At 71.3% G+C, this 14,317-nt stretch carries 18 protein-coding genes; 10 read left to right on the top strand and 8 right to left on the bottom strand.

What is annotated here, in order from left to right; genetic code table 11:
* The first annotated feature begins 188 nt into the window (after positions 1-188).
* From Afe05nite_RS23845 to Afe05nite_RS23820, 6 genes are all read left to right on the top strand, one after another.
* The gene (locus Afe05nite_RS23845; RefSeq protein ID WP_203819406.1) at positions 189-1,064 is read left to right on the top strand and encodes a universal stress protein; all 876 of its coding nucleotides are present in this window, start codon (positions 189-191) and stop codon (positions 1,062-1,064) included.
* Between the two features lie 20 nt (positions 1,065-1,084).
* Complete coding sequence (locus Afe05nite_RS23840; RefSeq protein WP_203819405.1) at positions 1,085-1,462, top strand: pyridoxamine 5'-phosphate oxidase family protein; 378 nt, start codon at positions 1,085-1,087, stop codon at positions 1,460-1,462.
* Positions 1,459-2,397 (top strand): Acg family FMN-binding oxidoreductase, encoded by a 939-nt coding sequence (locus Afe05nite_RS23835; RefSeq protein WP_203819404.1) that lies wholly within the window; start codon positions 1,459-1,461, stop codon positions 2,395-2,397. The genes Afe05nite_RS23840 and Afe05nite_RS23835 overlap by 4 nt, the downstream gene beginning before the upstream one ends.
* A gap of 64 nt (positions 2,398-2,461) precedes the next feature.
* Positions 2,462-3,115 (top strand): CBS domain-containing protein, encoded by a 654-nt coding sequence (locus Afe05nite_RS23830; RefSeq protein WP_203819403.1) that lies wholly within the window; start codon positions 2,462-2,464, stop codon positions 3,113-3,115.
* 17 nt (positions 3,116-3,132) lie between these two features.
* A complete protein-coding gene (locus tag Afe05nite_RS23825; protein ID WP_203819402.1) occupies positions 3,133-3,456 on the top strand; it encodes a hypothetical protein in 324 nt (107 codons plus the stop codon).
* A 29-nt stretch (positions 3,457-3,485) separates the two neighbouring features.
* Positions 3,486-4,385: a universal stress protein gene (locus Afe05nite_RS23820; RefSeq protein ID WP_203819401.1), complete on the top strand. Its 900-nt coding sequence runs from the start codon at positions 3,486-3,488 to the stop codon at positions 4,383-4,385.
* Between the two features lie 70 nt (positions 4,386-4,455).
* Here the strand turns inward: Afe05nite_RS23820 and Afe05nite_RS23815 are convergent, their stop codons facing one another.
* A complete protein-coding gene (locus Afe05nite_RS23815) occupies positions 4,456-4,629 on the bottom strand; it encodes a hypothetical protein (RefSeq protein WP_203819400.1) in 174 nt (57 codons plus the stop codon).
* A 131-nt stretch (positions 4,630-4,760) separates the two neighbouring features.
* Between Afe05nite_RS23815 and Afe05nite_RS23810 the strand changes: the two genes are divergently transcribed.
* Entirely contained in the window at positions 4,761-6,248 is a 1,488-nt protein-coding gene (locus tag Afe05nite_RS23810) for an arabinofuranosidase catalytic domain-containing protein (protein WP_203819399.1), read from the top strand.
* 21 nt (positions 6,249-6,269) lie between these two features.
* On the opposite strand, the gene Afe05nite_RS23805 is transcribed toward Afe05nite_RS23810, so the two are convergent.
* The 3 genes from Afe05nite_RS23805 to Afe05nite_RS23795 all read right to left on the bottom strand — a co-directional run bounded on the left by Afe05nite_RS23805 (position 6,270) and on the right by Afe05nite_RS23795 (position 8,121).
* Positions 6,270-7,064, bottom strand: a complete 795-nt coding sequence (locus Afe05nite_RS23805) for an SAM-dependent methyltransferase (protein WP_203819398.1) — start codon at positions 7,062-7,064, stop codon at positions 6,270-6,272.
* A gap of 61 nt (positions 7,065-7,125) precedes the next feature.
* The gene (locus Afe05nite_RS23800) at positions 7,126-7,905 is read right to left on the bottom strand and encodes an LLM class F420-dependent oxidoreductase (protein WP_203819397.1); all 780 of its coding nucleotides are present in this window, start codon (positions 7,903-7,905) and stop codon (positions 7,126-7,128) included.
* A 54-nt stretch (positions 7,906-7,959) separates the two neighbouring features.
* The gene (locus Afe05nite_RS23795) at positions 7,960-8,121 is read right to left on the bottom strand and encodes a hypothetical protein (protein WP_203819396.1); all 162 of its coding nucleotides are present in this window, start codon (positions 8,119-8,121) and stop codon (positions 7,960-7,962) included.
* Positions 8,122-8,376: 255 nt separating this feature from the next.
* Between Afe05nite_RS23795 and Afe05nite_RS23790 the strand changes: the two genes are divergently transcribed.
* Positions 8,377-9,372 (top strand): hypothetical protein, encoded by a 996-nt coding sequence (locus Afe05nite_RS23790; protein ID WP_203819395.1) that lies wholly within the window; start codon positions 8,377-8,379, stop codon positions 9,370-9,372.
* Positions 9,373-9,466: 94 nt separating this feature from the next.
* Here the strand turns inward: Afe05nite_RS23790 and Afe05nite_RS23785 are convergent, their stop codons facing one another.
* Positions 9,467-9,883, bottom strand: coding sequence for an MmcQ/YjbR family DNA-binding protein (locus tag Afe05nite_RS23785; protein ID WP_203819394.1), 417 nt, complete (start codon positions 9,881-9,883; stop codon positions 9,467-9,469).
* Positions 9,884-9,947: 64 nt separating this feature from the next.
* Here Afe05nite_RS23785 and Afe05nite_RS23780 point away from each other — a divergent pair, with 64 nt between their 5' ends.
* Positions 9,948-10,874 carry a glycoside hydrolase family 16 protein gene (locus tag Afe05nite_RS23780; protein WP_203819393.1) on the top strand — a complete coding sequence of 309 codons (927 nt, stop codon included), beginning with the start codon at positions 9,948-9,950 and terminating at the stop codon, positions 10,872-10,874.
* A 220-nt stretch (positions 10,875-11,094) separates the two neighbouring features.
* On the opposite strand, the gene Afe05nite_RS23775 is transcribed toward Afe05nite_RS23780, so the two are convergent.
* The gene (locus tag Afe05nite_RS23775; RefSeq protein WP_203819392.1) at positions 11,095-12,540 is read right to left on the bottom strand and encodes a hypothetical protein; all 1,446 of its coding nucleotides are present in this window, start codon (positions 12,538-12,540) and stop codon (positions 11,095-11,097) included.
* A 19-nt stretch (positions 12,541-12,559) separates the two neighbouring features.
* Positions 12,560-13,366 (bottom strand): polysaccharide deacetylase family protein, encoded by an 807-nt coding sequence (locus Afe05nite_RS23770; RefSeq protein ID WP_203819391.1) that lies wholly within the window; start codon positions 13,364-13,366, stop codon positions 12,560-12,562.
* Between the two features lie 249 nt (positions 13,367-13,615).
* On the opposite strand from Afe05nite_RS23770, the gene Afe05nite_RS23765 reads away from it, so the two are divergent.
* Positions 13,616-13,792 carry a hypothetical protein gene (locus Afe05nite_RS23765; RefSeq protein WP_203819390.1) on the top strand — a complete coding sequence of 59 codons (177 nt, stop codon included), beginning with the start codon at positions 13,616-13,618 and terminating at the stop codon, positions 13,790-13,792.
* A 157-nt stretch (positions 13,793-13,949) separates the two neighbouring features.
* Here Afe05nite_RS23765 and Afe05nite_RS23760 read toward each other — a convergent pair whose 3' ends face one another.
* Complete coding sequence (locus tag Afe05nite_RS23760) at positions 13,950-14,225, bottom strand: hypothetical protein (RefSeq protein ID WP_203819389.1); 276 nt, start codon at positions 14,223-14,225, stop codon at positions 13,950-13,952.
* Positions 14,226-14,317: the final 92 nt, after the last annotated feature.

Genomic DNA, 14,317 nt, shown 5'->3' with positions numbered 1-14,317 from the left:
GCTGCCCCTGTCTCGTGATGTGTGTGCGGAGCATCCCATCGGTCGGGGCCGCGCCGCACCCCCGATTCGGACGCCGATGCCCCGGTGCCGGGACAGAAGGGACTTCCGGTCCGGTCGGTCGGGACTGAACGCTCTGCCGGTTCGGGGCCGGTCGGCGGACGCTCGGGGTGAGCGCAAAGGAGCGGGCCATGAGAGTCAATCCGGTCATCGTCGGTGCGGACGGCACCGACTGCAGCAAGACGGCGGTTCGGTGGGCGGCGCGGGAGGCTCGGCGGTTGGGGCTTCCTCTGCGGGTCACGCATGCCTTCGACTGGGAGTGGCGCGAGGCCCGCGACGGGGTCGGCTACGACGATGTCGACAACGCCCGGAAGATCGCGGACGGGATCACCGCCAACGCCGTCTACGAGGCCCACGTCGTGGCCGGCGACCTCGAGGTGGAGGGCGACGCGGTGGTGGGTAACCCGGCGCCCCGGCTGCTCGCGGACAGCGAGGCGGCCCGGCTCGTGGTGCTCGGCAGCCGGGGACGTGGCGGGTTCGGCGGTCTGCTGCTCGGCTCGGTCAGTCAGCGCGTCGCCACGCACGCGAAGTGTTCCGTGGTGGTGGTGCGGGGGCGCGGGGAGAGCGCGGCCGGGCCGGTCGTGGCCGGAGTGGACGATTCGCCGGTGGCCGAGACAGTGCTGGAGTCGGCGTTCGAGGCGGCTGCCGGGCGCGGGAGCGGGCTCGAGGTGGTTCGCGGGTTCGCGTCGCCGCTCCCGCTGTGGATGGCCGGCATGGCGGCGGTGGACCTGAGCACGCCGCCGATGGCCGAGCTCGACGAATACCGCGAGCTCGAGGAGCAGCTGGCGCCGTGGCGCGACAAATTCCCGGACGTGCCGGTCCGGCTGCTGGTGACCGAGCAGAACATCGCGTCCGTACTGGTCGCGGCGTCGGCCAAGGCCCAGCTGGTGGTCGTGGGAAGCCGTGGGCACGGGGTGGTCGCGGGCACGCTGCTCGGCTCGACCGGCCTGCAGCTGCTGCACCACGCGGACTGCCCGGTCTACATCGTGCGGCGGGCCGAGCGGTGAACCGCCGTACCGGCGGGGTGATGCGGCAGTTGACCGTCCAGGAGGTCCGGCATTCGCTGGAGCACGCCTCGTTCGCGGTGCTCAGCCACGTCAACCGGGAGGGCGAGCCGAGGTCGAGCGGGGTCCTCCACCGGATGTCCGGCGGCCGGATGTCCGTGGTGGTCGCCAAGGACAGCTGGAAGGCCCGGCACATCGCGGCGTGCGGCGCGGTCGCGGTGACTGTCCCGGTGCACCGGGGTGGGGTCCGGCTGTGCCCGCCGGACGTGCGCGCCGACTGCTCGGTCGTGGAGATCACCCCGGCGGGGCACTTCGGCACGTACGGCATCGGCTCACCCCCGTCGAAGATGCGCGACCGGGCCGCCTCGTACGCCCGGCTACCGGTGAGGAGTACGCGATGACCACCACGATCGTCCGGCCAGCCCGGAAAGTCCTCACCGGCTGCGTGCGAGCGGCCACCGCCGCGCCGTCGCTGCACAACAGCCAGCCGTGGCGGTTCCGGATCGACGGCCCCACCATCGAGGTGTACGCCGATCCGGGGCGCCGCCTGCACGTCATCGACCCGTTCGGCCGGGAGCAGCTGATGAGTGTCGGCGCCGCGATCTTCACGTTGCGGCTGGCGATCCGGCAGGCCGGCTACCGGACGGACTCGGTACTGTTCCCCTGGGACGACGTGGTGGCACGGGTGACCGCCGTGCAGCCGGCCGACCCCAACCCGGCGGTCGAGGCGCTGTGCGCGGCGATCGAGCACCGGCACACCAACCGCTGGCCGTTCGCGCGGAGCCCGGTCCCGCTGGACGCCCTGGATCGCCTGGTCGACGCCGCCCGGCGGGAGGGCACCGCGCTGCGGGTGGCCGGCCCGGTGGCGCGCGACGCGATCCTCGGCCTGGCCCAGGAAGCCGACCGCAGACTGCACGACCGGCCGGGCTACCGCGCGGAGCTGGCCCGCTGGACGGGTGACGTGGTGCGCGACGACGGCGTGCCGGCCCGGGTGGCGGGACCGTGGGACGCGCTCCGGTCGATGCCGGTGCGCGACTTCCCGCACGCGGGCCGGGCCGAGAGCTTCGAGCCGCACCCGACGCTGCTGGTTCTCGCGACCCGCGACGACAACCCAGCCGATTGGGTACGCGCTGGTCAGGCCCTGCAACGGGTGCTGCTGACCGCCACCTGGCTCGGTCTCGCCACCGCCCCGATCAGTCAGCCGGTGGAGGTCCCGGCCGTGCGCGAGGTGCTCGGCCGGAACGCCCAGCTGGTGTTGCGGGTCGGCTACGGCCGGCGGCTCACCGGCTCGGCACCCCGCCGGCCGGTCTCCGACGTGCTCGATCCGGCCCACTGACCCGAGCCGGCCCCATTGACCCCGCCGGCCCAACGACCCGGCCGGCCACGGAGAGGACGAGGGCATGCGTGCCAGGGACATCATGAGCAGCCCGGTGCACACCGTGCTGGAGACGGCTTCGATCGAGGAGGCCGCCGGCCTGCTCACCAGCCGGGCGGTGACGGCCCTTCCGGTGCTCGATCCGGCCGGTCAGCCGGTCGGCATGGTCAGTGAGGGCGATCTGCTGCGGCACCGGGTGCCGGCCGATCCGACCGCGCACATCCGGCGGCTGCCGGACCCCGATCCGGCGCAACGGCCGGGGATCGTCGTCGAGGTCATGTCCCCGTACCCGATAGTCACCCGCCCGGACGCCGACGTGGCCGAGGTCGCCGAAACCATGCTCGCGCACGACGTGCGCAGCATGCCGGTGGTTCAGGGGGGCCGGGTGGTCGGCATCGTCAGCCGCCGCGACATCCTGCGCGCGATGGTGCGCGGCGACGACATGCTGGCCGCCGAGATCCAGCACCGGCTCGACGAGTACGGCGGACACCGGCGCTGGACCGCGACCGTGGAAAGCGGGATCGCGCACGTCACCGGCGCTTTCACCGACGAGACCGAGCAGGGGATCGTGCTGGTCCTGGCGCGGACCGTGCCGGGAATCGCCGGCGTGAAACTCGGACAGTCCCGGCCGGGCGGGACGAAAGTCCCTGCCCAGGGGCGAGCCGACTGGGAAGAGTGAGCAGGGGAGGCGATGAGATGTTTTTCCTGATCCTGTTCGGCGTGGTGGTCCTCGCGGTGCTGGCCCTGGCCGCGTGGACGTGGCCCGGCCTCGAGCAGGAGGTCGAGCAGGCGGCCGCCGCCGCGAGGTTGGGCGTGCCCCGCAGCGGCCGGGAGCCCCGAAGCGACCGCCGGCCGGAGCCGAAGCCGCTGCTCAGCCTGGAGGGTGTGCTCGTCGCGCAGCGGGTCGCCGGCGAGATCACCGCCGATCAGTACCGCCGGGCGGTCGAGGGTCTGGCCGCCCGCGACGAGGACCGGCACCCGATGGCGGTGCCACCGGAGAACGGGACAGCGGACGCCTGACCGGCGTGCCCAGCGTGGGGAGCAGAACGATGAATCCGCGGAACAGGCCCGTAGTGGTGGGAGTCGACGGCTCCCGGAACACGACCGCGACCGTCGACCTCGCGGTCGCCGAGGCGGTCCGGCACCGGGCTCCACTGCGGATAGTCCACGTCTGGCCGGGCCGCTACACCGGGGCCTTCCGGGGCCGGGGCGTGGTGCCGGCCCCGGCCGACGCGCGCCGCCTGCTCGAGGTGACCGCGCGGCGGGCCGAGCTCGCCGCCCCCGGGCTGACGATCACCACCGACCTGATCGAGGGCGGCGCCGCGAACGCGCTGACCCAGTGCTCGGGGCGGGCCGAGCTGCTCGTTGTCGGCCACCGCGACCACCCGTTCACCCGGCCGAGCTGGGGTTCGACAGCCGCCTATCTGGCCCACCACAGCGCCTGCCCGCTCCTGGTCAACCGCGGTTCCGCGCACGACGGGCCGGTGGTGGTCGCCTCGTCGGCGCGCGCGTCCGGTTCGGCCACGCTCGGCTTCGGGTTCACCGAGGCGGCACTGCGGGGGGCGCGGCTGGTGGCGGTGCACATGTGGACTCGTCCCGGCGGGTCGGACGGCGCGGTCCCGGTGGTGCGGGCGGGTGGTTACGCGACCGAGCGCGCAGCAGCCGGCGAACGCCTGACGGAGGCGTTGCGGAGCTGGTCCGGCCAGTTCCCGGAGGTGGCGGTGGAACGGCTGGTGGTCTCGGATCTGGATCTCCCGTACACCATCGAACGCGCCTCCCTGCGCAGCCGCCTGCTCGTCGCCGGGATCGGTCGGAGCGGCCGGTTCGCCGAACTGCTCTACGGTTCGGTCGGCCCGGCGCCGGTCGGGCCGCGCTCCGCGACCTGCCCGGCGCTGCTGGTGCCGGCGGGCTGGCCGGTCGCCCCGGAGCCGGTCGCCGCCGGCCGCTGAGACACCAAAGGCCCGGTCGGAGCGAGGCTCCGGCCGGGCCCTTTCTCTATGGGGTGAAAAGCTCGACCCGTCAGCTCAGCACTTGGTCGACGGTACGCCGTCCGGTGGGGTGCCCGGGGGTGCCGTGGCCGAACCGGAGCACGATCTGCGGATAACCGCCGCGGCCGAGCGCGCGCCGCAGCATCTCCCGGCCCGCCGGCACCTCGATCGGCTGGCTGATCATCGAGGTGTCCAGCCCGGCCATGGTCGGCCCGCAACCTATTGACAAGCTTGAAACTCGCGGGCAAAGTCCTGTTAACGTTCACATCAGGGTGACTCCCCAGCAGTGTCCAGCCGATCTGGCGCTGTTTCGCCGTGTCATGCGAAAGGCACCCCATGCGTCTGCGATCCCCCTGGCGCGCGGCACTCGCCGTCGGCGCCACCGTCCTGGTCGCGGCGGCGACGTTCTTCGCCGTCACCGTCCCGGCGAGCGCCGCCACCACCGGTCCCTGCGACATCTACTCGAGCGGTGGCACCCCCTGCGTCGCCGCGCACAGCACCACCCGCGCCCTGTTCGGCACCTACAACGGCTCGCTCTACCAGGTGCGCCGCTGGTCGGACGGGGCCACCAGCAACATCGGCCTGCTCGCCGCGGGCGGTTACGCCAACGCGGCCGCGCAGGACTCGTTCTGCGCCGGCACGTACTGCACGATCGTGCGGATCTACGACCAGACGTCGCGGCACAACGACCTGACGATCGCTCCCGGCGGCGGCGCCAACCCCACCGCCGACCAGGGCGCGAACGCCGCGGCTCTGCCGATCACGGCGGGCGGGCACAAGGTGTACGGCGTGTACATCTCGGCCGGTAACGGCTACCGGAACAACGCGACCAACGGCATCGCCACCGGCAGCGCCCCCGAGAGCATGTACATGGTCACCGAAGGCACCCATTACAACGACCGGTGCTGTTTCGACTACGGCAACGCCGAGACCAACAACCTGGACACCGGCAACGGCGACATGGACGCGATCTACTTCGGCACCCTGTGCTGGTTCTCGCCGTGCAGCGGTTCGAACCCGAAGGTGATGGCCGACCTGGAGAACGGCCTGTTCGCCGGTGGCAACGGCTCGAACACCGCGAACACCGGCCGCAACAGCGCGTTCGTGACGGCCATGACCAAGAACAACGGCACCTCGACGTACGCGATCAAGGATGGCAACGCCCAGTCGGGTGGTCTCGCCACCCGCTACGACGGGGGTCTGCCCACCCAGTCGGGCTACAAGCCGATGACCAAGCAGGGCGCGATCATCCTCGGCATCGGCGGCGACAACAGCAACGGCTCGGTCGGCTCGTTCTTCGAGGGCGTGATGACCACCGGTTACCCGAGCGACGCCACCGAGAACTCGGTGCAGTCCAACATCGTGTCGGTCGGCTACGCCAAGAACGTGACCTTCCCGGCGAACGGCGGCACCTACCGGCTGACCAACCTGGCCAGCGGCAAGGTCCTCGACGCGGTCAACTGCGGCACCGCCAACGGCACCGCCATCCAGCAGTGGAACAACCTGGGCAACTCCTGCCAGCAGTGGCGGTTCAACAGCGTCGGCGCCAACAAATGGACGATCACGAACGTGAACGCCAACAAGACGCTCGACGCGGTCAACTGCGGCCTCGCCCTCGGCACCGCCGTCAACCTGTGGCAGTCGCTCGGCAACCTGTGCCAGCAGTGGGCGGTCATCCCGGCCGGCAACGGCCGCTACGAACTGGTCGTCGAGAACAGCGGCATGGTGCTGGACAACCAGAACTGCGGCACCGCCAACGGCACCAAGGCCCAGCTGTGGATGTGGCTGAACAACACCTGCCAGCTCTGGTCGTTCTCGTCCTGACGGCCCCTACCGGTGGTTCGGCTACGGCTTGCGGGCCGTGGCCGTCCACACGTTGATGTCGGACCGGGCCGGGATCTCCGCGCCCGGCTCCGGCCGCCACTCGCTGGGCGGGACGATGCCCGGTTCGACGATCTCGAGGCCCTCGAAGAGCTCGGCGAACTCCTCCTTGGGGCGGGTCCACACGTCGGACTTCCCCTCGTCGATCAGCTGCTGATAGAGCCTCTGCTGCTCGGGCGTGCCGAAGTCGCTGGTGGCGTGCGTGGCGCACAGGTAACTGCCGGCGGGCAGCGCGTCGACCAACTCGCGCACGATCGCCTTGGCGGCGCCGTGACCGTGCACGAAGTGGAGCACGGCGATCAGCATCAGCGCGACCGGCTCGTCGAAGTCGATGGTCTCCCGCACGACCGGGTCGGCCAGGATCCGGCCGGGCTCGGTCAGGTCGGCCTCGATGTACGCGGTGCGACCCTGCGGGCTGCTGGTGAGCAGGGCCCGCGCGTGCACCAGCACCATCGGGTCATTGTCGACATAGACGATCCGGCTCTCGGGTGCCACCGACTGGGCGACCTCGTGCGTGTTGTCGGCGGTGGGCAGGCCGGTGCCGATGTCGAGGAACTGGCGGATGCCCGCCTCGGCGGCCAGGAAACGGGTCGCCCGCTGCAACAACGCCCGGTTGGCGAGAGCGCCGAGCCGGACCTTGGGGAAGAGTGCCTGGAGCTGGTCGCCGGACTCGCGGTCGGCGGCGAAGTTGTCCTTGCCGCCGAGCCAGTAGTTGTAGCGGCGGGCCGGGTGCGCGACGGTGGTGTCGAGTTCGTCCACGCCGCGATCATAGTGGGCGAAACGCCGGTCCCTCCGGCCGCGGCCGGAGGGACCGGAACGACTAGCCGTTCACCTGGTCACGCCACGCGACCCAGTCACGGAGCTCGCTGAAGTCGTAGTCGGGGCCGCCGGTGCCGACGGTGAACAGGGTGACGCCCAGATCGAGCAGGGCCTGTCCCTTCTCGGCCGGCTTGCCGCCCACGCCCGCCGAGATCTCGATCTCCGAGGCGTCCCGGCCCACGGCGGCACAGTGCTCGCGCAGGATGCCGGTCTTGCGCTCGACCGTCTCGGCGTCGCCGAAGCTGTGCCAGATGTCGGCGTGCTTGGCGACCAGGCGCAGCGTCTTCTTCTCGCCACCGCCGCCGATCAGCACCGGGATCTTGCGGGTCGGCGGCGGGTTGAGCTTGGCCAGCCGGGACTCGATACGCGGCAGGGCCTCGGCGAGGTCGTCGAGACGCCCGCCGGCGGTGCCGAACTCGTACCCGTACTCCTGGTAGTCCTTCTCGAACCAGCCGGAGCCGATGCCCAGGATGAGCCGCCCGTCGCCGATGTGGTCGACGGTGCGCGCCATGTCGGCGAGCAGTTCCGGGTTGCGGTAGCTGTTGCAGCTCACCAGGGCGCCGATCTCGACGCGCGAGGTCTGCTCGGCCCAGGCGGCGAGCATGGTCCAGCACTCGAAGTGCAGGCCCTCGGGCTCGCCGTAGAGCGGGTAGAAGTGGTCCCAGTTGAACAGGATGTCCGCACCGATGTCCTCCGCCTCGGCGGCGGCGCGGCGGATGGCTTTGTAGTCGGCGTGCTGCGGCTGGATCTGCACACCGATTCGGACCGGCCTCGAAGTCATGATCTCCAGCCTAGCCCGCTTCCGCGGCGGCCCTGATCAACTGGGCGGTCTCGGTCAGGTGCGGGACGGCATGCAGGGCCCGTCCTGCCGCTCGAGCACGTGCCGCAGCCGGGCCGTGTCGTCGGCGAACGAGGTGAGCCCGAACTGCGGTGCGGTGACCCGGTGACCGTCGGCCCACGCGCCGTGGACGAGAACGATGTTCGGTCGTGCGCTCATCGTCGTACTTCCTTCCGTGCGGATCACCGGGACCACCTCATCCTTCCCGGGCCGCCGGTGGCCGCGGCGATCCGAGTACCGACTGCGACTCACGTCCGGGGCCATTGATCACCGGGTCTCCCGGAGTAGTGGCCCACCGGCGGGGCGGCTCCGGGCCGACGGCGTCGAGGGCGGAATCGATCGCATTCGTGTGGTTCAATGTCGGACTGCCGCGCCGACCTCGGTGAGCGGCACCAGCATCACGGGGAGACAGTTGTGATACGTAGGGAAGTTCTGGCGGCTGCGGCCGCTGTCACGGTGGGCGCTCTGCTCGCGCCGTCCCGGGCCCTGGCGGCTCAGGGCTTGGCGGCTCAGGGCTTGGCGGCTCAGGCCGTGCCGACCATCGTGGCGGATCCGGAGTTGGCGGACCGGGAGTTCGTTCGCTGGCTGTCGGTGCACGACCCGCGGGCGGCCGTGCGCTCGGCGGCGCGCTCGGCCCTGATCAGCAGCGGCGGCGCGGCGGCGAGCACCGCGTTCCTCACCGCGGGGTACAAGTCCGCGGCCGATCGGGCGGCGCAGACCCGGGCCCGTCAGCTCGACTATGCGAATCGGATGGCGGACACCCACGCGGTGCAGTTCTACCCCTGGGTGAACGCGTCCGCCGTGCGGGCGGTGAACGGCACCGACGCGGAACTGGCCGAGTTCTCCAGCACCGGCTATGCGGCGGCATTGGCCAAGGACAAGGCCAAGACGCCGTACGACGACGGGGCGGCCCTGGTGACCGAGGCCGACCGTAGCTTCGTGGTGCGCCTGGCGGTCTCCGGCCAGATCCCCGCGGTCACCTCGCGTGCCCTCCGCGTGGAGACCGACGCCGAGGTGGCGGAGTTCCTGCGCTACGGCTGGTTCAGCGCGGCCGGCATCGACCTCGACAGTTTCCGCGGCGGCTACGTCGACGACGAGTGGCAGCGGTGGCACGATGCCCGGCAGATGACCGCCGCGGGCGCCTGGACCGTTCTGCTCTCCCGGCTCGCCCGGCAGCCGACTCTGTGGGCCGAGCGGCAGCGTTTCGCGCTGGACCGGGTCGACGCCTGGACCCGGGCCCTGCAGCTGGCCGGCTCGGCCGGGACCCCGCTGCTGACCGCCGCGACGACGAAGGGTTCGCCCGTCCGCACCCAGTGGACCTCGGAGGCCTCGGACGCCGCCGAGCAGACTGTCTGGTGGAGCGACCTGATCGCGTACGCGGAGACCGGTGGGGAGGACCTCGACGGCTGAGTCGCGCTCTGAACGGCCCGGTCGCCCTCCGCGGCCGGGCCGTCGGGCCGTCGGGCCGTCGGGCCGTCGGGCCGCCGGTCAGTAAGGCAGCCGGTCAGGAGGGCGGCGGGGGAGCGGCGACCCGGGCGGCGAGCGACTTCGGGGCCATCCGGCAGTAGCTGTCGGTGATCAGCTCGGCGATCTCGGTCCAGTCGGTGTGGTCCCCGAGGATGACGGCGGCGACGTCGGTGCCCCAGGGGGCGCGGAAGAACGGGAAGTCGGCGGTCAGGCCGAACAGGTCGTCGACCGGGACGCGGAACGTCATCACGGTCGGTGCCGCACCGTCGATCGCATGCTCGGCGTAGAACGGATTACGTGCCAAGTCGGGGGTGTAGACATGGGCGACGGTGCGCGCACGGATGCGCCACCGGACGCCGATCCAGGCCGGCTCCTCGTACGCCTCCGGCAGTCGCCGGCAGATCGGCCGCAGCCGGTCGAGAATTTCCGGCGGCACGTCCCCGGGACCAGACATGGCCCGACGATATCGGTTGCCGGCATCATGATCATGTCCCGGCCCGGCCGGGTAGGCTCCCGGCGTGAGATCCAAGCCGGCGGGGCGGCGCGGTCGGCTGCTCGCCGTCGCGGCCGGCATCGCGCTCGTCGTGACGGCCGGCGGCGCGGTTCCGGCCGGCCCGACGGGTGGACATGCGATCAGGTCCGAAGGTCTGCCCAGCCCGATCGTCACGACAAGTCCGACAAATCCGCTAAGTTTGGCGAGCCCGGACGGGTCGGCTGACCCGCGGCGGGGCGGGAGCGGCGATGAGGCGGCTGTCCGGTTCGGCTGGGGAGTTCCGGTTGCCGGTCAGTCGGACGAATTCAACGGCACGTCGGTCGACCTCAACAAATGGGGCCTTTTCGGCGTCGGGCCCGGCGAAGCGACCGGCTGCTCGCCCGGCTTTCACGGGCACGGCGAGCGGTGCGCCTCGCAGACCACCGCGGGCGGCGGCTATCTCAGCGTGACCGGCACGGCCGACGGGAAGACCGGCGGCCTGTGGGGGCGGATGGCCGCTTTCCGGTACGGGCGGGTGGAAGTACGCGAACGAGCGGTCCCGTTGAGCGACAACGGTGGACGGCCCTACAACGCCGTACCCCTGCTGTGGCCGCTGCAGGAGGAGGCGTGGGCGAACGCCGAGATCGACTTCGCCGAGCGCAGTGTCGCGGCCCCGTCGGTCAGCCTGTACGTGCACCACGACGACACCCAGACCCAGTGCACGGTCGTCATCGACTCGACCGAGTTCCACAACTATGCCGTCGACTGGCAGCCGGGCTCGATCTCCTGGTTCGTCGACGGCGTACGCGAATGCACGGTTTCCGCCTCGATCGATTCCTTCAGCCGGTCCAACGGCGGCGCGCAGATGGACATGTTCCCGGCAACCGGCGTGCTGATGCGCCCGGCCCGCCAGGACATCGACTGGGTCCGGATGTACGCCGCGCCCGCCACCGAGTTCCAGATGCTCCCTTGACCCGGACGAGGTCACTGGTTCAGGGGTGAGGCCGTTGTCCGCAGCCCGATCGTCGAACCACACCAGCCGGTAGAAGGCGCGGGTGCGCATGGCAGTCAGCCGAGCTCGGCTGCCGTCAGCGTCCCATCGGCCCGGCCGCTCCGCTTCGGAGGAAACTCATCGATACACCGGGAAGGGTGGCACACCCAACTGAAGCCACGAGCAAACGCGCGCGGCGCTGTCAGTCCCGGGGCACTTCGGCGAGGAAGGCCAGGTGGGCGGGCTCGCCGTGGGCGGTGGCGGCGGTGTAGACGGCGTCGATGACGGCGGCCAGCGGGTCGTCGTCGGCAAGGGCCAGCAGGGCGGGGAAGGCGACCGACTGCTGCCGGAAGTTCGACGGGCCACCCGGGAATTTGATCACGGTGTGCGGGATGGCGGGGTCGGCGTACAGGCGGCGGGAAACCGCCTGGCCGTGGTCGTCGGTGAACGCGGCCGGGAGCCGTTCACCGGCCTCGACCGCCGCGAGGGCCTCGGCGATCCACCCGATCTGCTCCATTCCGGCCACCCGCATCGCCCGGCGGGCCGCCCACACGGCGATCTGCCGTTGCCGGTCGGCCGGCAGCTCGGCCAGCCGGTCCAGCAGGGGCCGGTCGAGCCGGGCGAACGACAGCGCCTGCCCGGTCAGCGCGCGCAGGCGGTCGGTGGGCGGGGTGCCACCCCACGAGTTCGCCTCGTGCTCGGCGCGCAGCCGGCGGTTCCGCTCGGCCCGTTCGGCTTTCTCCGCCGCCTGCGCCCGCAGCACGGGCTCCCAGGCCGGCCGGCCGGCCGGGTCGTCGAGCAGGTGGTCCCAGACGAGGCCGAGCAAGATGGCGTGCCGGCCGGTCACGCCCTCGTGGCGGAGCGTGAGCTCGCCGTCCACGACCGCCAGCCGCACGGTGCTCGCCTCCTGGTCCGGAAGCTCTTCGGTGGTCGACGCCCATCGCCAGCTCAGGGTGCCCTCGGCGGTCGGGGTCAGGTGGACCTCGAGGTCGCCGACCGGCAGCCGGTCGGGGAGAACCGGCACGGCCTCGGCGGGTCGGCGGCGGACGACGGCGACGCGGGGCAGGTCGTCGGGATCGCGTTCCTCGTGAGTGTCGTAGGGCCGGATCACGTCGAGCATCGCGTACTCGGCGGCCTTCGCGCGTTTCTGCTCCCACTCGCGGCGGGTGCCGGCGGCGCGCCGGGTGCGCGGGCCGACGTCCTCGGTGACCGGCCACACCAGAAGTTGGTGCTGCTCCGGCGGGTCGTCATCGGTGCGCACGCTCTCGTGGATGAGGTTGCGGGCGTGGGCACGAAGTCGGATGAGGCCGGGCGGCACGCTCAGGCCGGCGAATTCCTCGGCCGTGCTGCCCATCATGCTGTGCACGGAGAGTACGCCTTGCGGGCTCCAGAGCGTGGTTTCGCTGATGGCGTCCCAGTCGTCGGCATCGCCGACCGGGTCGCCCTCCGCCGGCGGGGCGTCCCGAACCACGACGCGCATCTCGATCCAGCCGGTGTGGGTGGCGGCGAACCCGGTGCACTCGGTGGGGCTGCTGACGTGCAGCAGCTCATCGCCGACCAGGTAGATCGGCATGCCGGTGCGCCAGTAGGGCGCCGAGCGCACCTGATATTGGCAGTAGTCGACGAACTGCCGCACGAAGTCATCCACGGTCGTCATTCTGCCGCGCTCAGGGGATGTAGTCCGCCAGGCGGGCGGGTGTCAGGCCGGCGTCATGAATTGCTTTGAGTACGGCGAGGAAGTCGTCCACGAAGCGGGGGCGGAAGTGCATCAGGATGATGTCCCCCGGCTGGACCGTGTTGCCCTGCTGGAAGAAGACCTTGCCGTGGTCCGTCGTCTCGGTCCAGAAGAACGCCGCTTTCATGCCGCAGTCGTGCACCGCCTTCAGCGTGTTGGCGTCGTGCGTGCCGCCGGGCGGACGGAACAGCACCGGGCGGCGGCCGTAGTACTGCGCGAGTTGGTCGGCGCCGCCACAGATCTCCTGCTTCTGGAAGGCGTACGGCCGTCCTTTGAGGTTGGGGTGGCTGATCGTGTGGTTCTCGATCACGGCGCCGGCGCTCTGCAGCGGCGTGAAGAAGCCCGGGTCCGCCTTGATCGCGTTGATCTCCAGAAACAGGGTGATCGGCACCCGTGCCGCCTGGAAGAGCTTCAGCGCGAGCGGGTTCTTCTCCCAGCCGTCGTCGATCGTGATGAAGGCGATCTTCTGGGTGGTCGGGATGCGGCTGAACCAGCCGGCCGTCCCGTCCGTCGGCAGGGTCACCGGGGTCGGTGCGGCCGGCGGCGGCGGAAACCGCGGAATCCTGGGCCGCAAGGACGCGGGCAGTTCGTTCAACGGGTCCGGCGTCGCCTCCGCGGGTCCGGCGAGCTTCTGCGGACCGGCCTGCCAGTGGCCGACATCGCTGGTGGGCCGGCTGCCGCAACCGGTGACCACTGCCAGAACTGTGCACACCGCGGCCATGACCGATGCTGCCCTCATCCGCGTACGTCCTCGCCGTCGACTGATCTTGCTGACACAGACGGCTCAGGCGGACCGGAAAGTTGCGGCCGCACAAGAATCAAACAGGAACCTCACATTTCCGCGCGCCGACCGGCAGTCCACGTACGACTGAAGAGTTCGACCTTTCGGGGGTTGGTGACCGCTTCCCCGGCCCGGTATCTCTATGCGGCCGGCGTTGCGTGAGAAGCTCGGGTGGGCTTCTCGTTTCGGCTCAGGAGAGGCGCTCAAGTGCAGGAACTGGTGGACGTGGCGAGTACTGGTAAACAGGCGAAACCGTGCTGCCTGCATTGCTCGGCGGAGCTGATCCTCGACGACCTGTGGGGCTGGGTGCACCGCAACGGCGAATACCTCTGCCGCGACCGGGAGAGCGGCGAACCCCTCTGCCAGCCCGCCACCCTCATCTGACCCGGTCCGCCTCTGCGCCGCGCTGCTCGAGGTCGGCGCCGCCTCCACGTCGGCGATTGAGGCCGGCGGTCGCGGTGGGCCGGTTCGGGGCGGAAGGTCAATCCAGCCGGGGGCTAGATGCCCCAAATTCTTGCGGGTCGTCCGCGCCGCCCGTTGATCAAGGGAACATCGGGTTCGGCGAGGGCCATCCGGGAGTGCGTTGCGGTTCTCTCCGAGGGCGACGTGCGCTTTGGCGCTGCGGAGCGGTTCCGGCCGACACTCGAGGATGGTGGGCGCTGACGTCGGGCCGTTCGATGTCCAGCTGCCGGCACATGGTCTTCCGGTCGGGGTAGAGCAGCACCAGCCCGTCGTCGGCAAGGAACTCGTCGCGCGCCCCGTCGAAGTTCCCACCCCAGATCGGGTAACCGGCGCGTCCGGGCAGCACGAGCTTCACCGGAAAGAACGGTTGTCGGATCCGGCGGGCCAGCACCCCAGATCAAGCGGCCCGCCCCGTTGCTCCCCCCGCCGCGCGGTGCGCGGCGGGGG

This window comes from Paractinoplanes ferrugineus, assembly GCF_016862195.1.
GTDB lineage: Bacteria > Actinomycetota > Actinomycetes > Mycobacteriales > Micromonosporaceae > Actinoplanes > Actinoplanes ferrugineus.
Note: the sequence above shows the minus strand (reverse complement) of the source record. Positions and strands in the feature narration are given on the sequence as shown.